The sequence below is a fragment of the Aeromonas sp. S12(2024) genome (assembly GCF_041402305.1).
Classification (GTDB): Bacteria; Pseudomonadota; Gammaproteobacteria; order Enterobacterales; family Aeromonadaceae; genus Aeromonas; species Aeromonas veronii.
The window spans coordinates 22,039-43,129 of the sequence record NZ_JBGLRB010000023.1 but is presented as its reverse complement, the minus strand read 5'-3'; the positions used below and the strand labels follow the sequence as shown (position 1 = coordinate 43,129).

The 21,091-nt window shown below is 60.9% G+C and carries 18 protein-coding genes; 9 read left to right on the top strand and 9 right to left on the bottom strand.

What is annotated here, in order from left to right:
• Positions 1-41 precede the first annotated feature (41 nt).
• Positions 42-476: a DNA polymerase III subunit psi gene (locus tag ACB035_RS18680; protein WP_043825832.1), complete on the bottom strand. Its 435-nt coding sequence runs from the start codon at positions 474-476 to the stop codon at positions 42-44.
• Positions 477-789: 313 nt separating this feature from the next.
• On the opposite strand from ACB035_RS18680, the gene ACB035_RS18675 reads away from it, so the two are divergent.
• The 3 genes from ACB035_RS18675 to ACB035_RS18665 all read left to right on the top strand — a co-directional run bounded on the left by ACB035_RS18675 (position 790) and on the right by ACB035_RS18665 (position 5,941).
• Positions 790-2,403 carry an ATPase RavA domain-containing protein gene (locus ACB035_RS18675; protein WP_236271905.1) on the top strand — a complete coding sequence of 538 codons (1,614 nt, stop codon included), beginning with the start codon at positions 790-792 and terminating at the stop codon, positions 2,401-2,403.
• A gap of 9 nt (positions 2,404-2,412) precedes the next feature.
• Positions 2,413-3,867 (top strand): ATPase RavA stimulator ViaA, encoded by a 1,455-nt coding sequence (gene viaA, locus ACB035_RS18670; RefSeq protein WP_160880920.1) that lies wholly within the window; start codon positions 2,413-2,415, stop codon positions 3,865-3,867.
• A 226-nt stretch (positions 3,868-4,093) separates the two neighbouring features.
• Complete coding sequence (locus ACB035_RS18665) at positions 4,094-5,941, top strand: diguanylate cyclase (protein WP_371167890.1); 1,848 nt, start codon at positions 4,094-4,096, stop codon at positions 5,939-5,941.
• Positions 5,942-6,082: 141 nt separating this feature from the next.
• Here ACB035_RS18665 and ACB035_RS18660 read toward each other — a convergent pair whose 3' ends face one another.
• Entirely contained in the window at positions 6,083-6,805 is a 723-nt protein-coding gene (locus ACB035_RS18660; RefSeq protein WP_144715043.1) for an SDR family oxidoreductase, read from the bottom strand.
• 432 nt (positions 6,806-7,237) lie between these two features.
• Between ACB035_RS18660 and prfC the strand changes: the two genes are divergently transcribed.
• Positions 7,238-8,824, top strand: coding sequence for a peptide chain release factor 3 (gene prfC / locus ACB035_RS18655; RefSeq protein ID WP_005349018.1), 1,587 nt, complete (start codon positions 7,238-7,240; stop codon positions 8,822-8,824).
• A 249-nt stretch (positions 8,825-9,073) separates the two neighbouring features.
• Here prfC and ACB035_RS18650 read toward each other — a convergent pair whose 3' ends face one another.
• Both ACB035_RS18650 and mdtH read right to left on the bottom strand, forming a co-directional pair.
• On the bottom strand, positions 9,074-9,985 hold the full coding sequence (locus ACB035_RS18650; protein WP_371167889.1) for a GNAT family N-acetyltransferase: 912 nt from the start codon (positions 9,983-9,985) through the stop codon (positions 9,074-9,076).
• Between the two features lie 140 nt (positions 9,986-10,125).
• On the bottom strand, positions 10,126-11,322 hold the full coding sequence (gene mdtH, locus ACB035_RS18645; protein ID WP_371167888.1) for a multidrug efflux MFS transporter MdtH: 1,197 nt from the start codon (positions 11,320-11,322) through the stop codon (positions 10,126-10,128).
• A 92-nt stretch (positions 11,323-11,414) separates the two neighbouring features.
• On the opposite strand from mdtH, the gene ACB035_RS18640 reads away from it, so the two are divergent.
• Complete coding sequence (locus tag ACB035_RS18640) at positions 11,415-12,308, top strand: LysR family transcriptional regulator (RefSeq protein WP_005349020.1); 894 nt, start codon at positions 11,415-11,417, stop codon at positions 12,306-12,308.
• Positions 12,309-12,340: 32 nt separating this feature from the next.
• On the opposite strand, the gene ACB035_RS18635 is transcribed toward ACB035_RS18640, so the two are convergent.
• A complete protein-coding gene (locus ACB035_RS18635) occupies positions 12,341-14,116 on the bottom strand; it encodes a M4 family metallopeptidase (RefSeq protein WP_371167887.1) in 1,776 nt (591 codons plus the stop codon).
• Between the two features lie 346 nt (positions 14,117-14,462).
• Here ACB035_RS18635 and ACB035_RS18630 point away from each other — a divergent pair, with 346 nt between their 5' ends.
• On the top strand, positions 14,463-15,017 hold the full coding sequence (locus ACB035_RS18630; protein ID WP_005340529.1) for a GNAT family N-acetyltransferase: 555 nt from the start codon (positions 14,463-14,465) through the stop codon (positions 15,015-15,017).
• Positions 15,017-15,568 (top strand): ribosomal protein S5-alanine N-acetyltransferase, encoded by a 552-nt coding sequence (gene rimJ / locus ACB035_RS18625; RefSeq protein WP_371167886.1) that lies wholly within the window; start codon positions 15,017-15,019, stop codon positions 15,566-15,568. Before ACB035_RS18630 ends, rimJ begins: the two co-directional genes overlap by 1 nt.
• 62 nt (positions 15,569-15,630) lie before the next feature.
• On the opposite strand, the gene ACB035_RS18620 is transcribed toward rimJ, so the two are convergent.
• The 3 genes from ACB035_RS18620 to ACB035_RS18610 form a co-directional block, all read right to left on the bottom strand.
• Entirely contained in the window at positions 15,631-15,879 is a 249-nt protein-coding gene (locus tag ACB035_RS18620) for a hypothetical protein (RefSeq protein WP_005340533.1), read from the bottom strand.
• A 309-nt stretch (positions 15,880-16,188) separates the two neighbouring features.
• On the bottom strand, positions 16,189-17,238 hold the full coding sequence (locus ACB035_RS18615; protein ID WP_371167885.1) for an oxidoreductase: 1,050 nt from the start codon (positions 17,236-17,238) through the stop codon (positions 16,189-16,191).
• A 135-nt stretch (positions 17,239-17,373) separates the two neighbouring features.
• A complete protein-coding gene (locus ACB035_RS18610) occupies positions 17,374-18,537 on the bottom strand; it encodes a multidrug effflux MFS transporter (RefSeq protein WP_371167884.1) in 1,164 nt (387 codons plus the stop codon).
• Positions 18,538-18,775: 238 nt separating this feature from the next.
• On the opposite strand from ACB035_RS18610, the gene rdgB reads away from it, so the two are divergent.
• Together rdgB and hemW are read left to right on the top strand one after the other, a co-directional pair.
• Entirely contained in the window at positions 18,776-19,372 is a 597-nt protein-coding gene (gene rdgB / locus ACB035_RS18605) for an RdgB/HAM1 family non-canonical purine NTP pyrophosphatase (RefSeq protein WP_005340539.1), read from the top strand.
• Between the two features lie 90 nt (positions 19,373-19,462).
• Positions 19,463-20,608: a radical SAM family heme chaperone HemW gene (hemW, locus tag ACB035_RS18600; RefSeq protein WP_201958695.1), complete on the top strand. Its 1,146-nt coding sequence runs from the start codon at positions 19,463-19,465 to the stop codon at positions 20,606-20,608.
• A gap of 226 nt (positions 20,609-20,834) precedes the next feature.
• On the opposite strand, the gene ACB035_RS18595 is transcribed toward hemW, so the two are convergent.
• Positions 20,835-21,074: an alternative ribosome-rescue factor A gene (locus ACB035_RS18595; RefSeq protein ID WP_371167883.1), complete on the bottom strand. Its 240-nt coding sequence runs from the start codon at positions 21,072-21,074 to the stop codon at positions 20,835-20,837.
• Positions 21,075-21,091 lie beyond the last annotated feature (17 nt).

Below are 21,091 nucleotides of genomic sequence, written 5' to 3'. Positions count from 1 at the left end.
AAGAGCGGCATCACAGTGGGTCTTGGCGGCATGATGCAGGATCACGCCGCGTTGGCCGCAAGGTGCTGGCGCAGCTGTTGCCACAGGGCGCGCTTTTGGGCGGCGCTGGGGGTGAGCGGGCAGATCAGCGCATTTGGCCGCGCGGGGTTGGCCTCCGTCAGCCAGAGCAGAGGGGAGGCGCCCGCCGTTTGCAGATCGGCAGGCGGCAGCTCGCTGAGCAGTGAGACCTCGTCGGGAGTCATGCCGAGCAACTGGCAGATATCCGCCAGCAGCGTGGTGGCAGGCAGCTGAGGCGCCAGCAGCCAGAGTTTGCCGCTGGGCAGCGGAGCGCTGGTGGCCGGTGCCGTCTGGCCCGGCTGTGTGGCGTTTTGCTCAAGCTCGGGAGCGGGTGCTGCGCCCAGCAATGCCGGACGACGCAGTTGCCAGCTTTGAATGCCCATGCGGGCCAACATGCTCTGACGAACGGGATCTTGCATCTGGGGCGACTCACTCTTGATCTGCATTGGGGAAAATTGTGTTGCGCAGGGTACACTCGAACCGCTTTTGCTGCACCCTTTGCAACGCATCATCTGGCGCATGCGGGCATGGTGCCATCACGACACCGGCTATGCATGAGCGCAGCACGCTGCCGATACGGTATCGCACTGCCCTTGCGTTTTTTCCTGCCAGAGGCGGGTATTGTGCGGCAAGAGATACCAGAATAAACATCATAACAAGACAAAACCCAAGGTCGAGCAAATGGATATCGCGCCTTGGGGCTAACATCATCCCAGCTTCGGAACACTCTCTATGTCGTCTTTAGCTCAAGCCCAGAATCCTGCGCGTCTTATTCCCATCCAGGAGCGGCTGCCCCGGCTGCTGGCCGCCCTCGGTGAGGGGCTCTACGAACGGCAGGATGCCTTGCGCCTCGGTCTGCTGGCGGCCCTCAGCGGTGAGAGTGTCTTCTTGCTGGGGCCACCCGGTATCGCCAAGAGTCTGATTGCCCGTCGCCTCAAGCTGGCCTTTCACGACGCCCGCCACTTTGAATATCTGATGACCCGTTTCAGCACACCGGAGGAGGTATTTGGCCCCCTCTCCATTCAGGCGCTGAAAGAGGATGGCAAATACCTTCGCCTCACTGCTGGCTATCTGCCGGAGGCTGAGGTGGTGTTCCTCGACGAGATCTGGAAGGCGGGTCCCGCCATTCTCAACACCCTGCTCACCGCTATCAACGAGCGACAGTTTCGCAATGGCGACAGCCAGCACCCCATCCCGATGCGCTTGCTGGTGACCGCCTCCAACGAGCTGCCGGCGCAGGACAGCGGGCTGGAAGCGCTCTACGACCGGATGTTGGTGCGGATCTGGATGGACCGGGTGCAGGAGAAAGCCAACTTTCAATCCATGCTGGCCAGCGATGGTCACGCCCACCAGAATCTGCCGGAATCCCTGCAGATCCGGGGGGATGAGTACGAGCAGTGGCAGAGCCAGATTGAACAGGTGCGCCTGCCGGATGCCTGTTTCGAACTTATCTATCAGCTGCGCCAGCAGCTAGACAGCCAGCTGGCCCATCGCTGCTATGTGTCGGATCGTCGCTGGAAGAAGGCGGTACGGCTCATCAAGGCGAGCGCCTTCTTCAATGGCCGCGATGAGGTTGCACCGGTAGATCTGCTGCTGTTCAAGGATTGTCTCTGGCATGACGAGGAGTCCCGCACCGCCCTGCTGGAGATGATGACCGAGTTTTCCCGCCTTTACGGCTATCAGCAACTGGCGATGACCCGTCAGCTTCTCGCCCTTCGGGATCAGTTCAAACAGCTCAAACAGAGCGTGGCCCAGCGCCTTTGCACAAAGGCCCGGCAACGCAAGCAGTGGTTTGGCCGGCGGGCCCGGGGTATCGAGATCCCGCTTGCCAATGCCAGACCCTTTGGCAAGCAGGTGCACTTCCATCTGCTCACCCCGGCGCCGCTGGATGGCGGCGATCCCGAGCGTCTCACCCGCACCCTGGTGTTCGATCGCACCTTGCTCTCCCATTGGCATCCCACCGGTGAGGCACTGGTAGGTTATGAGTTTGGCAACCCGAAAGAGGGCCATTACGAGCTGGTACTGGACGATGAGCTGCGGCTGCAGGTGCTCGATATCCAGCGCCAGCAGATCCCGTTGGTGTTGATGGAGCGCAATGCCATCCCCGAGGTGGTGCTGGCGCCCTGGTTGCAGTCGCTCGACGAGCAGCTGGTTCAGGTCGGCAAGGTGATGCAGATGCTCAAGCAGCAGCGCAGCCTGTTCGAACGTCACCAACAACACCTCTTTATCGACTCACGCTGGTTGCAGCAGGTGGAAGACAGCTTCTTCGTGCTGAACCGGGATCTCGAACTGCTGCGCAGCGAGATGACCCAGTGGCGCGAGCGGTTGCCAAGGCTGGACGAGTAAGGAGCGCTCATGCTTGAGATCGGCATGCTGGATCTGGGGCTCCTGATTGGCGAAGGGGAGCTTGCGGGTGAGGTGGCGCTCCTGCTGGCGGCCTCGCCCAAGATTTCCGAATTTATCAAACGCTCCCCGCTACAGGGCAAGCTGCTGAAAAAGCGCCTGCATAGCTGGGGTGAGCAGCTTGGCGAGGAGATCCGTCACAAGCCGGTGCCGGTGGCGCTGGAGCAGGAGTACCTGCTCTATCAGGCGCACCGGCAACTGCCGATGACCGAGCTGATTGGTCGCCTGCCCGGCTTGCTGGAGTCGCTGGAGCAGTACAGCCCCTTCGCCGGTGAGGCCAGATCCTTGGTGCGTCAGCTGACTGCTCACCCCACCGAGGGGCTGCGCCAGCTCTTTATCGACAAGTGGCGCGCCAGTCTTGTGGGGAGCCTGCTGCAACTGCAGCAGCAGATCGCAGAAGCGGAGCGGGAGAAGCAGCGTCAGGAGATTGAAGATCAGCTGCTGGCGAGCCGCACCCTGGCCGATGCCCTCGATCCCAACCAGATCTCCGCCGGTGGTTTGTGGGATCTGGCGCAGGGGCACTGGCACAAGCGCAGTCTGGTGCTGGTCAAGCAGTATGCCCGCATGTTGCAGCGCGAACCCTTGCTGGCGGAGATTGCCGGCCTGCTCGGGCGCAGCGAGCGGGATCGGCGGGCGCAGGAGCAACCTGTGCCGCCGGTGCAGGTGCTGGAGTTGGAGCCAGCACCCAGCGACGATGTGCCGGACGATCTGGTGGGCATCCATCAGGCGAGCGATCTGATGCGGCTGCTGCCAAGCGAGGCGGTGATGCTGGGCCTGCCCGAGCTGGAGCTGGAGTTCTATCGCCGCTATCTGGAGCGGCGCCTGCTCAGCTACCAGTCACGTGGCACCTTGCCGCGTCAGCGCATCATGCTGCGCACCCCGGAGCAGGGGGGGCAGCAGTTGCAGCAGCGAGGCCCCTTTATCGTCTGCGTCGATACCTCCGGATCCATGGGGGGTTATCCCGAGGAGTGTGCCAAGGCACTCTTTCTGGCGCTGCTCAAGGTGGCGATGGATGAGAAGCGCGGCTGCTACCTGATGCTCTTCTCCACCGAGGTGGCGACCCTCGAGATCACCGCCGATACCGGGCTGGACAAGGCGGAGCGCTTCCTCTCCATGAGTTTTCACGGCGGTACCGATCTGGTGCCCTGCCTGGAAAAAGCGCTGGCCAAGCTTGATGATCCCGCCTTTGCCAAGGCGGATGTGCTGGTCATCTCCGACTTTATCGCCCAGAGCCTGCCCCATCCCCTGCTCGATCAGATGAACCGCTATCGCCAGCGCCAGACCCGTTTTCACGCCGTCGCCATGTCCCGCCACGCCAAGCAGGCGCTGCTGCGGGTATTTGACAACAGCTGGCTGCTCGATTGCGGCCTGCGCGGCCGGCTGCTGCGGCGCTGGCAGCATCACTAGTGACCGGGAGGGGGCAACCCCTCTTGGGTTGTTATCCCGCCCCCTCTTTTTCGCTGTGCGTCCCCGCTTTTATTCCAACGCGATGATATCGCAGTAAAATGTGACTAGCCTGCCATTCGGGCTCTCTGTCCGGGTGATAGCCTTTACAACCATTGTTACAGGGGAAAGATGGTGATTTTCCGGCATCGGCTTGCCCGATGATCTTTCCCATTGATCCGGAGTGAGTATGAGCCGACTTGCCTTGCTGCTGTTGCTGGCGGCGTTCGGGCTGGCAGCCAAACCCTTGTCCCCCGAGCAGTTGGAAAATGAACTGGGAGGGATGGAGCGGGTCTATCAGCCGATCGAGTTGCTGCGGGAGCGCGTTGCCCGTTTGCAGCGGGACGGCAACGCCTATCCGCCGTCGCAGCAGATGCGGATCAGTCGTCTGGCTTGCTGGGCCCAATCGGCCGATGACATGCAGGAGTCCCGTACCGCCATCGCCAATGCGGAGCGGATGCTGGCCATTGCGCGCGAGCAGGGCGACGCCGCCGCCGTGGCGGAGCTGACGATTTGCCGCGGCTGGTTCAATCAGCTGCTCGGCGAGGTAGCGAAGGCTCGTCACGATTACGATGAGGGGCTGCGGCGGGCAAGAGAGGCCGCCTTGCCAAAGCTGGAGGCGCTGGCGCTGGCACGCCGTGGGGCCATGCTGTCGTTTCAGGGGGTCTCAGGCCAGGGGCTGATGGATCTCACCAAGGCGCACAATATCTATGAGCAGCTGGGGTTGCCCACCTGGTATCACCAGGCGCAGCTCGAGATTGCGGCAGCATTTCGCCGGATGGGCCTCTATGCCGAAGCGCTCGCCACCCTCAACCAGTTGAGTGAACACTTTGCCAGGAGCCACGATGGATTTGGCTCGGCAAGGCTAAGTGATCAGCTGGCGATGGTCTATCTGCAGACCGGGCGTTATCAGGATGCGCTGGGCGAGCTTGAACGCAGTGCGGCCTTTTATAATCAGCCTCAATATCTGATTGAGCATGCCGAACGCATGGTGATGCAGGCCGAGGCTCTGCTCGGGCTGGATCGCCCCGCTGATGCCGGACGCTTGTTGGCACAAGCGGTGAAGGTGCTCTCTCCCGACGTTGACCCCATCCTCCATGCGCATCTCGAGCTGGTGCGGGCGAGGTTGAGAGTCGAAGAGCAGGAACCGGCGCCAGCCTTGCGTGCACTTGAGAAGATTGAGCCGATTTTGAAGGTGGAAGGGCACGTACGCTTTTTGCTCGAGCTCTACTGGGTGCGCAGCCGGGCGCTCGAGTTGCAAGGCGATTATCCGGCGGCGCTGGCCGCATTGCGGGAGCATCTGGTGCAGGAGCAGCGGCTCGATCAGCTGTTACGGGAACAGAGCACGGCCTGGGTGCGCGGCGAGTTCGAGCTGGCCCGTCAGGAGGGTGAGAACGAGCGACTGCGAGTCGAACAGCGACTGCAGCAGCAGGAGCTGGAGCAGGTCAAGGAGCGTCGGTTCTGGCTGCTGGTGGTGATGGTGCTTTGCGGGGTACTGGCGCTGCTGACGATGGGGTGGCTGCTTGATCGCAACCGTCGGATGCGTCGTCTGGCCTTTACCGATGAGCTGACCGGCATCAACAACCGCCGTCGAGTGCTGCGGCAGGGCAGTGATATGCTGGCGCAGGCTCGCAGGCAGGGCACGCCATTTTGTCTGCTGGTGTTCGATATCGATCACTTCAAGCGGATCAACGATACCCTGGGACATCATCAAGGAGACAGGGTGCTGCAATGGGTCTCTCGGGCGGCAGATCGACAGCTGCGACACCAGGATCAGTTGGGGCGTACCGGCGGAGAGGAGTTCTTGATCCTGCTGCCGGATACCAGCCTTGAAGAGGCGTGCCGGGTGGCTGAGCGGATCCGTCACTCGGTCGCCAACCGGGCGCTGCCCGGCATGTCGTACCCGGTAACCATCAGTATCGGGTGTGTCTCTCTGCGAGACGATGATCAGGATCTGGCGGCCCTGATCCAGCGTGCCGACAATGCGCTGTATCGTGCGAAAGAGGCGGGGCGCAACCGGGTGGAGACAGACGAGTGACGGGCTGGGTATTGTCACTCACCAGGGTGTCATCGCTATTGGGGAGCACACTGATACGGCGATGATGCTCGTCCCCTGCGCTCGTTCTTGCCTGCGATGACAGATTGGCAAGCGCGAGCGCAGAAGACCGTCAGAAGGGCTTTATGCCCAGGCGCTGCCGCCATTGAGATGAAGCACTTCACCATTCATGTTCTTATTGCTCATCAGGAACAGCGCGGCCTGCGCATAATCCTCTCCCTCTCCCAAGCGCTTCAACGGCAGGCTTTGCGCCACGGCAGCCACTTTTTGTGGGTCATTGCCCAGTGCTTTAAGCAGCATGGGTGTGCGCATGGGGCCCGGGTTGATGACGTTGATCCGACGGGGGGTCAGCTCGGTAACCAGACTGTGAGCCAGCGTTTCAACCGCGCCAGCTGCAACGGCAGGGAGTGCTTTACCCAGTTGTGGGCGACGCGTCACCATCCCGGACGTGAGCACGATGGAGCCGCGTTCGGACAGTTTGGGTGCTGCGGCGCGGATCGCATGAACACTTCCCCAGAAGCGGCTGTCCATGTTGATTTTCAAATCCTCGATGGCAGCGGTGAGAAAGCTGCCTGGTCGCATGACGGCGGCGGTGATGACGAGATGATCCAGCGAATCCAGCTGGTTGAAAAAGTGATTGACGGAGTCGACGTCGAGAATATCCAGTTGATGGCCACTGGCACTTGGGCCCAGTTCAGCCAGTGCAGTGGCAAGCTGCTCACGGCTGGAACCGCCGATAATGACCTTGGCGCCTTGCTCGATCGCTTGCTGGGCGGTGGCCAGGCCAAGACCCGAGGTACCACCGATAATGACGATCTGTTGATTGTGCAGGGTGGAATGTTTCATGTAATGACCTCTCCATTATGTAGATACGATTTACATATTTGTAGCTGGGTAGGGAAAGTCCAAGTATGAAAATTTATCAAGAGTGGTTGTTGCTGGCATGAGGAGGGGGCCAAGTCCACGTGGTCCGGATGCTGCCATCCGATTCGGAGTGTTTGATTTTCTGTTCAGTTGGAACCTGTGGAACGGAGGAGCGGCCAAATTATCATCTCTTGTCAGGCTGGGTATTTTTCACTCGCGCGGGTATAATGTCGCGCAATTTTGCTTTGACTCAGGCGAGAAGACCCATGTAACGCAACCCTCCTCCCTCTCTCCACCAGGTTGGCAATACGCCAGCTGGCGTGGCTTTCGTTGCGTATACATGTGCCGTGAGCGGCATTCCGGATTTATTCCCACGGTGGCTGATGCCACCGCTCAATAGAAGAACGTTGAATTATGTCAGCTGAATTTCTGAGTGAAGTCTCCAAGAGACGCACTTTTGCGATCATTTCGCACCCGGATGCGGGTAAAACCACCATCACTGAAAAAGTCCTGCTGTTCGGACAGGCCATTCAGCGCGCCGGTACCGTCAAGGGCCGTGGCTCGGGTCAGCACGCAAAATCCGACTGGATGGAGATGGAGAAGCAGCGTGGTATCTCCATCACCACCTCGGTGATGCAGTTCCCCTATGCCGATTGTCTGGTCAACCTGCTCGACACCCCGGGTCACGAGGACTTCTCTGAAGATACCTACCGTACCCTGACCGCGGTCGACTGCTGCCTGATGGTCATCGATGCCGCCAAGGGTGTTGAAGACCGGACCCGCAAGCTGATGGAAGTCACCCGTCTGCGTGATACCCCCATCCTCACCTTCATGAACAAGCTGGACCGCGAAGTGCGCGATCCGATGGAAGTGATGGACGAGGTGGAGCGCGAGCTGAAGATCATGTGTGCCCCGATCACCTGGCCCATAGGCTGTGGCAAATCCTTCAAGGGTGTCTATCACCTCTACAAGGATGAGACCTATCTCTATCAGAGCGGTCAGGGCCACACCATCCAGGAGAAGCGGGTGGTCAAGGGGCTGAACAACCCGGATCTGGATGCCGCCGTCGGCGAAGATCTGGCCCGGCAACTGCGTGACGAGCTGGAGCTGGTGCAGGGCGCCTCTCCCGAGTTCGATCACGATGCCTTTATCGCTGGCGAGATGACCCCGGTCTTCTTCGGTACCGCGCTCGGCAACTTCGGTGTCGACCACATGCTGGATGGCCTGACTGACTGGGCGCCGTCTCCCATGCCGCGCAAGGCCGAGAGCCGCGAAGTGGTGGCGACCGAGGAGAAGTTCTCCGGCTTCGTGTTCAAGATTCAGGCAAACATGGATCCGAAGCACCGTGACCGTATCGCCTTTATGCGTATCGTATCAGGCACTTACAGCAAGGGCATGAAGATGCGCCATGTGCGTATCGGCAAGGATGTGAACATCTCCGACGCCGTGACCTTTATGGCCGGTGACCGTGAGCAGGCGGAGGACGCCTTCGCCGGTGACATTATCGGTCTGCACAACCACGGTACCATCCAGATCGGCGACACCTTCACCCAGGGTGAAGATCTCAAGTTCACCGGTATCCCGAACTTTGCACCGGAACTGTTCCGCCGCATCCGCCTGCGCGACCCGCTCAAGCAGAAGCAGCTGCTCAAGGGGCTGGTGCAGCTCTCCGAAGAGGGCGCGGTGCAGGTGTTCCGTCCGCTGATCAGCAACGATCTCATCGTTGGGGCGGTCGGTGTGCTGCAGTTTGACGTGGTGGTGTCCCGTCTGAAGAGCGAGTACAACGTCGAGGCCATCTACGAGGCGGTCAACGTCTCCACCGCCCGCTGGGTGGAAGGGACCGACGTCAAGAAGTTCGAAGAGTTCAAGCGCAAGAACGAGGTCAACCTGGCCCTCGATGGCGGTGACAACCTCACCTATATCGCACCGACCATGGTCAACCTGCGCCTGGCCCAGGAGCGTCACCCCGATGTGGAGTTCCGCCAGACTCGCGAGCACTGATAAGCGATTGCCTGCTCGGCAGACAAGATAAAAGAGACCCCGCTTCGGCGGGGTCTCTTGTTTTGTGCCGTTTTGCCTGTTTTAAGGAGGGATGCAGGGGGGAATTGTTCAGCATATACCAGTCGCAAGCAGCCCTCACCCTAGCCCTCTCCCGGAGGGAGAGGGAACCATCAGAGGTCTGCCTGAAAGATCGCGGAAGTGTTTTGTCCCCTTCTCCCCTTGCGGGAGAAGGGTTGGGGATGAGGGGGGCTACTCCAGTGTCAGCACCATACAGATCTCGCAATCCCCGTGGCCGGTGCAGCCAAGGGGGCTGGGCAGGTGTTCAAAGCCCAGTGATTCATAGAGGCTGGTGGCTTCGCGCAAGACCTCGGTCGTTTCCAGATAGCAGCGCTGATAACCAAGCGCGCGCGCCTCGTCCAGTGCCTGCAACACCAGCCGCTTGCCAAGGCCCAGTCCGCGCAGGGCGGGCATAAAGTACATCTTCTGCAGCTCGCAGACTCCCTCTTCTCCCGCCAATGGCGCGATACCACCACCGCCGAGGATGGAACCGTCCGGCCCTTCGATGACCCAATAGCGGCTCTTTTCCGCCTGATAGCTCTGGGAGAGGGTATCGAGATTGGGATCCGAGACCCCATACCCCTTGTCGGCGGTGAGGCCATATTCGGCCGAGACGGCGCGGATCACCAAGGCGATCTGGGGATTGTCTGCCGCCGTGATGGGGCGGATCTGGTAACCCCGCTGGCGACGGGCGCGGGAGAGGGCGCTGCGATAGAGCCGCAGCCCTTGCCACAGCTGCTCCCGCTCGGGCAGGCTCAACTGAGCCAGCATCTCTTCCATCGCCCCGTCCATCTCCCGGTGCAACTCCAGCAGCATCCCCTGACCGTTGACTGTGAGGCGGGCCTCCTTGCTGCGGCCGTCGGAGGGGTGCGGGTGCCAGCTGATAAGCTCCCGCTCGGCGAGGCGTGCCAGCGGACGGCTGGCGTTGGATTTGTCGATGTGCAGCTTTTCTGCCAGCTGCTGATTGGTGGCCGGGGCGTTTTCCAGCTCGATCAGCAGGTGAGCCTCGATGGGGGTGAGGGCCAGATTGCCGCACTGCTGGGAGAGCATGCCGAGTTCGCGAACCAGATCGCGCGACAGGGCGCGCAGGGGACGGGGATCCATATCGTGGGTTCCTTTTTTAGTTGTGCATGACAACTAAAATAGCGTAAAAGTTGTAATTCGCAACCTTTTGCTGTGATGACTTGCAGAATATGAGGTGAGCGGCAGCCCCGTTGATTGGGCTGCCGCAGGTGGGGCGGTCGTCAGGCGGCGGCTCTGATAGCCAGCTCCGGGCGGCGGGAGAAGCAGCGGGCCAACAGCAACATGGTGGCAACGCCTATGGTGCCCAGCACCAGCCAGGGGAGGGCCGGTTGTCCCTGTTGCAGCGAGAAGTCATAGAGGGAGCCGCCGCCCACATAGCCGGTCATGCCTCCCAGCGCCAGTCCGAGGCGGCTAAAGCCCATGTAGCTGCCGCGGGCTGTGGGGTTGGCCAGCCGGGTCATCAGGGTCTCCCGGGCCGGTTCACAGATGATGATCCCCAGATAGAAGCAGGCCAGCAGTACGAAGATGCCGGAGAGGGTGCTGACAAAGGCGACCAGCCCGATCCCCACCGTCATCAGCAGGATACCCGCCATCAGCCGGCTCTCCAGCCGATAGCGCCGCTCGCTGAAACGGGCGATAGGGTAGAGCAGCGCCAGTGACAGCGCCGTTTCCAGGCTGTACATCCAGCCCACTGCCGTGGTGGTGCCGGAGAGCTGCTTGACCAGAATGGGGAAAATCAGCATCACCTGTACCCACAGCATGTAGTAGCCGCTTAAGATCAGCACCAGTCGGCAGAAGGCGCGATCTGCCAGCACCTGTCCCAACCCTTCCCGCATCGGAGTCGGTTTGACCGAGAGGCGGTAGGCGGGCAGCAGGGTCCAGTTGCAGAGAGCCGCCAGGGTGAAGAGTCCGGCGCCCAGCAGGCAGACGTAGGTGAAGTCAAAGCGCAGCAGCCAGCTGCCGAGCAGGGCACCGGTGACGGCGCCTGCGCTCTCCAGCATCATCAGCAGGGAGATAAAGCGGCCCCGCTCATGGGGACGGGTGAACTTGATCACCAGTGCCGCCCGTGGCGGGTCGAACAGGCAACCGCCGAGTCCGGAGAGGAAGCAGGAGAAGATCAGCATGGCGCCGCTGTCGGCCCAGGCCAGGGTGGCAAAGCCGACGGCGCGCAGCAACATGCCGGTGACGATGAGCGGGCGGGCGCCAAAGCGGTCGGCCAGCGAGCCGCCAAAGATCCCCAGCCCCTGCTGGGTCAGCTGGCGCAGGCCGAGGGCCAGCCCCACCAGACCGGCCGCCCAGCCGATTTGATCGACGAAGCGCAGGCTGATCATCGGCATCACCACAAAGAAGCCCAGGATCACCAGTGTGGTATCCAGCGCCAGAAACCAGCGTCCCCAAAACCTCGCCCTATCGACCATAACGCCCTCTCATTCACAGATGCCTTCATTCTGGAGAGGGTTTAGATATAGTGGTAGACGACAACTACCTATATTTCATATCAGGATTATTTATGTCTATGGATCTGGACGATCTGCAACTGCTGCTGGATGTGGCCGAGCTGGGCAGCTTCAGTCAGGCAGCGGCCATTCGTGGCTGGTCACAGCCGCTGGTGAGCCAGCGGATTGCCCAGCTGGAGGAGAGCCTCGGGGCGCCACTGTTTCAGCGCCATCGGCGTGGCGTAACGCCGACCCGTGCTTGCGAGGAGTTTCTGCCATCGGCCCGCTCGGCGCTGGCGATCCTGAGCGAAGGGCGACTGGCACTGCAGGGGGCGCCAGCGCTGCCTTGTATCCGTCTCTCCAGCCTGCCATCCCTCACTTCGGTGGTGTTTGGCTCGCTATTGATGGAGCTGGTGGACGAGCCGTTCGAGATCCGCTGCACCACGGATCACTCCGGCGAGATCATGCAGTCGCTACTGACCGGGGAGGCCGATATCGGCTTTGTGCTCAAGCGTCCGCCGGTTGCGGGCCTGCAGATGGAGCTGCTCTGCTGCTCCCCCATTATCGCTATCGCCTCGCCATTGCATCCGCTGGCCGGTTGTCACGGCCTCACGCTGGAGGATATTGCCGACCAGCGGCTGGCGCCTCAGGTATGGGGGCCAGGGTGTGACGTCTTTATCCAGCAGTTGCGGCGGCTGCGGCGGGCCGCCAGCCCCCTGCATGCGGTGCAGCCCGCCAGTGCGGCGCGGGATCTGGCGCTGGAACACGGGTTCATCACCCTGATGCCGGAACTGGCCATCAAGCGGGATCTGGAGGTGGGGCGGCTGGTCAGGCTCGATGTGCGCAATCTGCCGCAGGAACATTGGGACGTGATGATGGCTTGGCGCGGTGGCAAGCGGCCCAACCCGGCTAGGGAAACCGTGTTGGCCACCGCTCGCACGCTGGCGAAACGGTGGCGCAATGAGTAGAGCGATGCGGGACAAGGCCCGCATCGGGTGGATCAGTAGCTGGCCTTGAGGGTCACGCCACTGAACGCGGAAAACCCTGACAGCTGCACATGCCAGGTGCCCGCCTTGGGATTGGTGAACGAGCAGCTTTCGTTATTGCCCCCCTTGTAGGGGCGGCAGTCGTAACTGCTGCTGGTGGGGGCGCTGCCAAAGCGGACGTAGAGGTCGGCATCTCCGGTGCCGCCGCTGCTGCTGATCTGCAGCGACCTGGTGCCCGCCGGCACGTTCAGGGTGTAGTTGAGCTTGCCACCCTTGCTGGCGGCGAGGTTGCTCACCGGCACGCCGTTTTGCAGCACGTTGTCGCTCGGTGGCGGCGTGGTGCCACAACTGGCATCGACCCCGACGGTCTGGAAGGCGCGTGCCACATCCGCCTGACTGTAACCCAGGTCGGCGGTCGCCCGGCTGACGCCGCAGGCCCCTTGCTGGTAGTTGGTGTTGGCGCCCCAGTAGAGGCGGTTGGCCAGCAAGAACACTTCAAATGCCTTGCGGGTGTTCCAGCCACTGCTGGTGGCGAGCAGGTAGAATGCGCGGTTATAGACCCCTGAGCTGTGGTGTACATCCATCCCCTCCTGATAATCCGCGGCATGGCCGATGGATCTGCCATCCCGGGTCGGATCCTCGAAGTAGCGCAGGGAGCCGTTGCCCTTGAAGATCTGGGCGCCGACCAGCCAGTCGTTGCTCCCCTTCATGTAGAACTCGGCCGCTTCCCCCGCCATATCGGAGAAGGCCTCGTTGATGCCGCCGGATTGTCCTGAATAGATCAGCCCGGAGTTCTGCTCGGTAAAGCCGTGGCTCACCTCGTGGGCCGCCACATCGAGGCTCACCAGCGGGTGGAAGGTGGTGGCGCCGTCACCGAAGGTCATCTGGCTGCCATCCCAGAAGGCATTTTCGTAATTCTTGCTGTAGTGAACCCGCATCTTCAGTTTGAAGGTGAGGGGCGCCGTGTTGTACCAGTTGCGGTACATGTCGAACACCACGTTGCCGAAGTAGTGGGCGTCGTTGAGGGGCGAATAGGCGCCGTTGATCTCCTTGACCCGGTTCTCCGGGCAGGTGAACTGGTGGATGGCACCGCCTGAGGTGGCGTGGTTGAGGTTGATGGTATCGACGTTGGGGCTGGTCATCCGGCAGTTGTCATCCACGATGAGCGGGCCAAAATCGGTGCCGTAGACGTATTTGCCGGTCTTGATGTTGCCCCCCGGGCCGGTGGCATCCTTGTGGTTGATCCCCTCCCAGCGTTTGAGCTCCTCACCGCTCTGGGCATCAAGAATGACGAAGGGGCGGCTTGGCTTGTCACCTTCGGCGATGAAGGAGACCTGATAAACCAGCCGGGCCAGCCCGTTCTCATCCTGCATCACGTAGAGTTTGACCTGCTCGTTGCTCCCCTTGCTACCCGCCTTGGCCTTGCTGGCGGCATCCTGTGGCGAGAGGGTGACGGCCGGGCTTGCCACATCCTGATCGATCTGGCGCAGCATGCGTCCACTGGCCTGTTGCAGCTGGCCGTTCAGGCTCTTGTCAGCCACTACGACCTGACCCATTACCGGGATGCCGTTCCAGACCTGCTCGTAGCGGATCCGCTGCTGGCCGTTGGGCAGCTTGACCACCCGCACCTGACGAAATTCGCCATCTTCCAGCTGCAAGGTACCACTCGCGGCACTGAGGCCTGTCATGGCCCGGATGCCGTTTGCCGTTACGTTGATCTCTACCTCTTGTGCCGCCAGTGCGGCACTTCCCCAGCAGGCCAGCGCAACGGCCAGATAAATTTTATTCATCTCTTCTTTCCTTAAATCGATGAGGTTGATAAACCGACCGAAGGTCGGGCGTTTTGAAGCTAGTGCCGGTGGGGGAAAGTGCCCCCTGTCAAAAGTGACAGCGCAGCACAAAGGGGTAGCAGGATCTGCCAAAGTGCCGTTTGGGGGCATTCTTCGGCGCCATGTGGAGAGCATTATCCGGTTTCAGACACCCACCCTCCTCTTTTGAGGGAGGAGAGAACGCACGCTGAGACCCTCTGCGATACCTGCCGGAGGGGAGGCGTAAAAGTGGCTGGCGCGGCCAGTGGCGATTGGCTACATTGGGTGCTGATTCGCTATTTGATCACTGATTTGAAAGGAGAATCCCATGTTTTCATGGCAGTTGGACGACGAGCTTGCGCTGCTCTTCTTGCAGCCAGATATGGCGAGCGAACTGTTTGCCCTCTGCAATGACAACCGGGAGTACCTCTCCCAGTGGCTGCCCTGGCCGCCACTGATCCAGCGCCCTGTCGACAGCGCCCTCTTCATTCGCAGTGCCATCGAGAAGTTCGCCCGCGGCGAGGGGCTCACCACTGCCATCGAGTATCAGGGGGAGGTGGTGGGGGTTATCGGTTACAACAGCATCGATCATGACCTTGGCAAGGTGGTCATTGGTTACTGGCTGGCGGAGCGCTGGCAGGGTAACGGCATCATCACCCGGGCCTGTCAGGCCCTGATCCACCACGCCTTCGAGGAGATGGGGATGGAGAAGGTGGAGATCAGCGCCGCCACCGATAACGAGCCCAGCAGGGCTGTTTGTGAACGGCTCGGGATGCAGCTTGAGGGGGTGACCCGGCGCGCAGAGCGGCTGGGCAACCGGATTGTGGACCATGCCCACTACAGCTTGCTGCGCGATGAGTGGCTAAGACAGAGGGAGTCCTGATGGCGCTGCCACATATCAAGACGGCCCGCACCCACCTGACCATACTGTCGCCGGATCGGGCCCCCATGATGCTCGACTTCTACCGGCGCAACCGTGACCATCTCACCCCCTGGGAGCCGCTTCGGGACGAGCACTTTTACACCCTCTCTTACTGGCATGCCCGGCTGCAGGACAGCTACAGCCAGTTCTTCAACGGCACCGGCGTCAATCTGGTGGCCCTCGATCCGGCTGGCGAGCGTGTGATCGCCACCTGCAACTTCAGCAATATCCTGATGGGGGTCTTCAAGGCGTGTCATCTGGGCTATGCCATCGACCAGCAGCATCAGGGGCAGGGGGTGATGAGAGAGGTACTGTCAGCCGCCATCGACTACCTGTTTCGGGAGCACGATCTGCATCGCATCATGGCTTGCTATATGCCTGCCAATCAGCGCAGCGGCGCCTTGCTGGAGCGGCTCGGCTTCGAGCGGGAGGGATTCGCGCGGGCGTATCTGATGATCAATGGTCGCTGGGAGGATCACATCCTCACTTCGCTGATTAATCCGGCCCCCTGAGCGACAGATAAAAAAACGGGCCCGAAGTTGCCTTCGGACCCGTCTTCGAATGAGGTGCAGGCTTAGTTGGCCTTGGCATCGCTCACTGCAGCTTCAACCTTGGTAGCGGCTTCGGTAGCAGCTTTTTCTACGGTTGCAGTCGCTTCGGAGGTGGCCTTCTCTACGGTAGAGGTGGCTTCGCTAGCGGCTTTTTCTACAGTGGCAGCAACTTCGGCGGCCGGAGCAGCAGCAGGAGCGGCAGCTTTTTCTTCTTTCTGACCGCAAGCAGTCAACATCAGACCCAGGATACCGGCTACCAGTACTTTGTTCATGTGCATTCCCTCAAATAAATATGGAGAGATGGTCTGTGCAACCATCACAGCGCCCACCGTTGCCCGGTATTGAAACAAGAAGCCGGGAGGCAGCAGGCGGGCGCAATATAGCCCCATTAGTTACCGATGAAAACGGATATCACAATGACATTTTTTCGTGCCGTGGATAAAAAGCTCCACTGCAACGACTGATATCAATACAAGATACCGTTAAATGGTGATAACTGCACAATAAAACACCGCTTTGCTGCCATCTTGTGGCGGTTTAACAAGGTCAAGGTTGGTCGAGTGCGGCCGATGACCCGTACCTTAGTCAGACAGCTTCTGACAGGGCAGCCGTTTTCCCTCAAGGTGGCTCTGACGGGCCAGATCCAGCAGCGCCATCACCGCCAGCGCTTCACTTGCTGGCACCGGGTTGCTTTCCTCGCCCTTGATGGCGGCGCAGACACCGCGATAGTAGGCGCCATAATCCCCCGCCTCACCCACCACGCTCTGCTGCTGCAACTGACCATCGACAATGCGGCTGAGCTGACCGGGTTCGCTATCCATGCCCCAATCCGCCGCCGGCGGCCGTTTGCCCAGCTTGAGCTGATCTTCCTGCACATCCATACCGAATTTCACGAACGATCCCTGGCAGCCGTGGACGATGAAACGCGGCATGGTGGCCGAGACCAGACAGCTGCCATGCAGAATAACCCGCAGAGCACCGTAACCCAGCACCACATGGAAGTAGTCGTCCGCCAGTGCGCCGGGGCGCTGCTCGGCCAGATCGGCCTGCAACCAGTCCGGCTGGCCGAACAGCTGCAATGCCTGATCCAGCACGTGGGGGCCGAGGTCGAACCAGAGGCCGGAACCCGGGCCACCCGCTTCGCGCCAGCGCTGGCGTACTTCGGGGCGATAGCGATCGAAGTGGGATTCGAACTGGGCGATCTGCCCCAGCGTCCCTTCGGCAATCAAACGGCGCACGGTAAGGAAATCCCCGTCCCAACGACGGTTGTGGAAGATGCTGAGCAGCCGCTGCTGCTTTTCGGCCAGCTCGACCAGCGCTTGCGCCTCGGCCAGATCCAGTGCGAAGGGCTTGTCGATCACCACATGTTTGCCTGCCAGCAGCGCTTGGCGGGCCAGAGGCGCGTGGGTGTCGTTGGGGGTGGCGATCACCACCAGATCAACGGTCTCATCGCTTAGCACCTCCTCCAGTGAACCGACCCGGCTGCCGGGCAGATCGGCCTGCACCTTGGCGGCATCGCGGCTCACCACCCAACTCAGGGACAAGCCCGGCGTGGTGGAGAGGAAGGGGGCGTGGAAGGTCTTGCCTGCAAAGCCATAGCCCACCAGGGCTGCGTTGAGAGTGTGGCTCATCGGGAGTTCTCCGCTGACATCGAGTGAGTGGGGTTGCCATCGCAGGCTCTCTGCCGGATGGCCATTCGTTGTAAAGGCGATACAAACGCGAAGGGGGCCGATGGCCCCCCGAATGTGCCCATCAGAGCACAGGATTTATTGCAAACACAAGCGGCGGCCGCGTCGGGTCATCAGCATCACCAGAGGCGGCAGCAGCAGCCACATATGCAGCGCCAGCTGGCTGAGCGGGTCGTGCATCAGGGCACCGGTCAAGCCAACGAGGGCGCCGGATCCGCTCATCTGGAACAGGCCGAGCAGGGCGGCGGCGGTACCGGCGCAGTGGCCGAACGGTGCCAGCGCCATCCCGGCGGCAGCGCCTAGGATCATGGCAAAGCCGATGCTGGAGAGGAATACCGGCCCCATCATCGCCAGCGGATGTTCTATGTGCATGGTCAAAGTCAGGGTGATGGCCGAGAGCATCAACACCAGCAGGCCGATGCGCAGGGTGCGTCTTGGCCCCACCTTGGCAATAAAGCGCGGCGCCATAAAGCAGGCCAAGATGTTGAGCGCGGCGTTGGCGGTAAACCAGTAGCTAAAGCCGCTCATATCGAGCCCCAGTTTCACCATCAGCTGCACCGGTGCGGCGGTGACATAAGCGAGGATCACCGCCATCGCCAGCATGCACAGCGCCGCGTTGAACAGGAAGCTGGGGGAGCGCAGCACCGGGCTGTAGCGAGACCAGCTGATGAGGGCCCCTTCGCTGCGGGTCTCTTCCGGGCGGGTCTCCGGCATCCGCCACATCAGCCAGCTGCCGACGATGAGCGCGTAACCGGCCATAAACCAGAAGTTGGCAGACCAACCCGCCTTGGCGGTGAGCCAGCCACCGAGCAGGGGGGCCAGCGCCGGAATAAAGCAGATGGCGCCATTGAGGTAGGAGATCATCTGGCCGCTCTTTTTCGGGCCGTAGCTATCACGTACCACCGAGAAGGCGGCGACCGAAGTAGCGCAGGCGCCGAAGCCCTGCAGCACTCGCGCCAGCATCAATTCGCCGAGGCTGGCGGCAAAACCGGCCCCCAGCGCGCTCAGGCCATAGAGCAGCACGCCGCCCAGCGCGATGGGCTTGCGACCGTAGCGATCGGCCAGCGGGCCAACAAGCAGTTGCCCCAGCCCCATGCTGAACAGGAACCAGGTGATGGTGCCCTGCATCAGAGTTACTTCGGCGCCCAGCTGCTCGGCCATCTGCGGAATGGCGGGCAGGTAGATGTCGATAGCCAGCGGACTGAACAGCACCAGTAGTACGAGCAAAAGTATCAATGGCATCTGTCACCTCTTTAGTCAGCCAGGTTAATGAATTGGGGCGCGAGTCTACTGACTCACAGTAATGAATAGAAATGGTATTTAATCACTTTGGTTATTCCATTATGGAAACATGTATTAAAAAGCTGGTTATTCGATGGCGGCAAATCCCCCGTAACCCCATCACAGCGGGTGTAATTGACGCTTTTACTAAACGCTTGCGCCGCATAGAATGCGCAGATTATTTTTGCGGAGGTGCTCGATGAACAAGCTTGTCCTGGCAACAGGTAACCAGAAAAAGGTGAAGGAATTGGCCGCCATGCTGGCCGATATGAAGATCCAGGTGATCCCACAGAGCGAGTTTGCGGTCTCCGATGCCGATGAGACCGGCACCACCTTCGTCGAGAATGCCATCATCAAGGCCCGCCACGCTGCCCGCATTACCGGTCTGCCCGCCGTGGCCGATGACTCCGGTCTGGAAGTCGATCTGCTGCAAGGGCGCCCCGGCGTCTACTCCGCCCGTTTTGCCGGTGTGGGGGCTGGTGACAAGGCCAACATCGAGAAGCTGCTCGGCGAGCTGCAAGGTGCCCCCGAGTACCTGAAGAGCGCCCGCTTCTGGTGCGTGCTGGTCTATATGCGCCACGCCGACGATCCCACCCCCATCATCTGTCAGGCGAGCTGGGAAGGGATGATCATCGATGAGCCGCGCGGTCAGCACGGTTTCGGCTATGACCCCGTCTTCTTCGTGCCGGATCACGACTGCACCGCCGCCCAGATGCCCGCCGAGCTGAAAAACCAGCTCAGCCATCGCGGTCAGGCACTGGCCAAGCTCAAAGCGGCGCTGGCTGCGGCGCACTGAGTCACTTCGCCACCTTGTCGGTAACACACGGTCAATCACACATAGTCATCTACAATGGGGGCCTTGAGCCCCCGTTTTATTGGAAGCCCCATGCTGCAACTGCCGCCGCTCTCTCTCTATATTCATGTGCCCTGGTGCGTCCAGAAGTGCCCTTATTGTGACTTCAACTCCCATGCCCAGAAGGGGGAGTTGCCTCACCTCGAATATGTCGCCGCCCTGCTGGAGGATCTGGATCAGGATCTGAAGTGGGCGCAGGGGCGGCCGCTCTCCTCGATCTTTATCGGCGGCGGCACCCCCAGCCTGCTGACGGTGGAGGCGATGCAAACCTTGCTGGACGGGGTGCGGGCACGCATTGTGCTCACCGCGGATTGCGAGATCACCATGGAGGCCAACCCGGGCACGGTGGAGGCGGACAAGTTCGCCGGTTTCCAGCGCGCTGGCATCAACCGTATCTCCATCGGGGTGCAGAGCTTTCAGCAGGAGAAGCTGACCCGCCTCGGCCGCATTCACGGCCCGGAAGAGGCGCGCAAGGCCGCGGCACTGGCCCATGCCATCAAGTTGCCTACCTTCAATCTGGATCTGATGCACGGTCTGCCGGATCAGAGTCTGGATGATGCCCTTTATGACCTGCAGCAGGCGATCGACTGCGCCCCGCCGCACCTCTCCTGGTATCAGCTCACCATAGAGCCGAACACGGCCTTTGCCTCCAAACCGCCCAAACTGCCGGAAGATGACACCCTGTGGGACATCTACGAGCAGGGCCACGCCATGCTCACCGCCAGCGGTTATCGCCAGTACGAGATCTCGGCTTATGCCAAAGAGGGTTACCAGTGCCATCACAATCTCAACTACTGGCGCTTTGGTGACTATCTGGGGATCGGCTGCGGCGCCCACGGCAAGGTGACTGATCTTGCGGATCAGCAGATCCTGCGCACAGCCAAGGTGAAGCATCCGAAAGGGTATCTGGACAAGAGCCGTCCCTATCTGGACGAGCAGTGGCAGGTGACGGCAGACGATCTGCCGCTCGAATACTTTATGAACCGCTTCCGCCTGTTTGAACCTGCCCCCAAGGCGGAGTTCGAGGCCTATACCGGCTTGCCACTGGAGCGGGTCGAGACAGTGCTCGCCATCGCCCAGAGCAAGGAGCTGATCGAGGATCTGGGGGATAGCTGGCAGCTCACCTCCCTCGGCCATCGCTATCTGAACGTGCTGCTCGAACTCTTTATGGATGAGTGATACCAATCACATTAAAGATTCTCTCTCAACTTGAGAGAGGATGAGGAGAGATAACCGTAGGGTGCAATGAAATTGCACCATTATTGGAGCCGCGAGGTTGCCGGTGCAATGCGCTTCGCTTATTGCACCCTACGTCTGTCGTGAGCCAGTTTTGGCGAACCGTGTTTCGAGATAACAATCAGGGCGCCATTGGCGCCCTGATTGTTTATGGTCGGTAGAAACCCGCTCAGCAGCAGACGCGGATCATCTGCTGTTGGCCGGGCTCCCACCGCTTGCCAAATTTGGCCTTGCGCTGGTAACTCCCCTTGCCCTTCTTGTTGCGCTCGACCCGGCTGCGAAACAGGGGATCGGAGAGCAGGGCGTGCAGATGGTTATCCTTTATTTCGCCGCGCTGATGGGCATAGCAGCCCCCTTGCGCATTTTCCTCACGGGGGAAGGCGGGTTGGTCGACCCGAATGTTGGCCATGATGGCTCCTCTTCTTT

Bases quoted from the DNA above. Each gene is read 5' to 3' on its own strand.
- ACB035_RS18680 (WP_043825832.1), bottom strand. From the start codon at position 476: ATGCAAGATCCCGTTCGTCAGAGCATGTTGGCCCGCATGGGCATTCAA.
- ACB035_RS18675 (WP_236271905.1), top strand. From the start codon at position 790: ATGTCGTCTTTAGCTCAAGCCCAGAATCCTGCGCGTCTTATTCCCATC.
- viaA (WP_160880920.1), top strand. From the start codon at position 2,413: ATGCTTGAGATCGGCATGCTGGATCTGGGGCTCCTGATTGGCGAAGGG.
- ACB035_RS18665 (WP_371167890.1), top strand. From the start codon at position 4,094: ATGAGCCGACTTGCCTTGCTGCTGTTGCTGGCGGCGTTCGGGCTGGCA.
- ACB035_RS18660 (WP_144715043.1), bottom strand. From the start codon at position 6,805: ATGAAACATTCCACCCTGCACAATCAACAGATCGTCATTATCGGTGGT.
- prfC (WP_005349018.1), top strand. From the start codon at position 7,238: ATGTCAGCTGAATTTCTGAGTGAAGTCTCCAAGAGACGCACTTTTGCG.
- ACB035_RS18650 (WP_371167889.1), bottom strand. From the start codon at position 9,985: ATGGATCCCCGTCCCCTGCGCGCCCTGTCGCGCGATCTGGTTCGCGAA.
- mdtH (WP_371167888.1), bottom strand. From the start codon at position 11,322: ATGGTCGATAGGGCGAGGTTTTGGGGACGCTGGTTTCTGGCGCTGGAT.
- ACB035_RS18640 (WP_005349020.1), top strand. From the start codon at position 11,415: ATGTCTATGGATCTGGACGATCTGCAACTGCTGCTGGATGTGGCCGAG.
- ACB035_RS18635 (WP_371167887.1), bottom strand. From the start codon at position 14,116: ATGAATAAAATTTATCTGGCCGTTGCGCTGGCCTGCTGGGGAAGTGCC.
- ACB035_RS18630 (WP_005340529.1), top strand. From the start codon at position 14,463: ATGTTTTCATGGCAGTTGGACGACGAGCTTGCGCTGCTCTTCTTGCAG.
- rimJ (WP_371167886.1), top strand. From the start codon at position 15,017: ATGGCGCTGCCACATATCAAGACGGCCCGCACCCACCTGACCATACTG.
- ACB035_RS18620 (WP_005340533.1), bottom strand. From the start codon at position 15,879: ATGAACAAAGTACTGGTAGCCGGTATCCTGGGTCTGATGTTGACTGCT.
- ACB035_RS18615 (WP_371167885.1), bottom strand. From the start codon at position 17,238: ATGAGCCACACTCTCAACGCAGCCCTGGTGGGCTATGGCTTTGCAGGC.
- ACB035_RS18610 (WP_371167884.1), bottom strand. From the start codon at position 18,537: ATGCCATTGATACTTTTGCTCGTACTACTGGTGCTGTTCAGTCCGCTG.
- rdgB (WP_005340539.1), top strand. From the start codon at position 18,776: ATGAACAAGCTTGTCCTGGCAACAGGTAACCAGAAAAAGGTGAAGGAA.
- hemW (WP_201958695.1), top strand. From the start codon at position 19,463: ATGCTGCAACTGCCGCCGCTCTCTCTCTATATTCATGTGCCCTGGTGC.
- ACB035_RS18595 (WP_371167883.1), bottom strand. From the start codon at position 21,074: ATGGCCAACATTCGGGTCGACCAACCCGCCTTCCCCCGTGAGGAAAAT.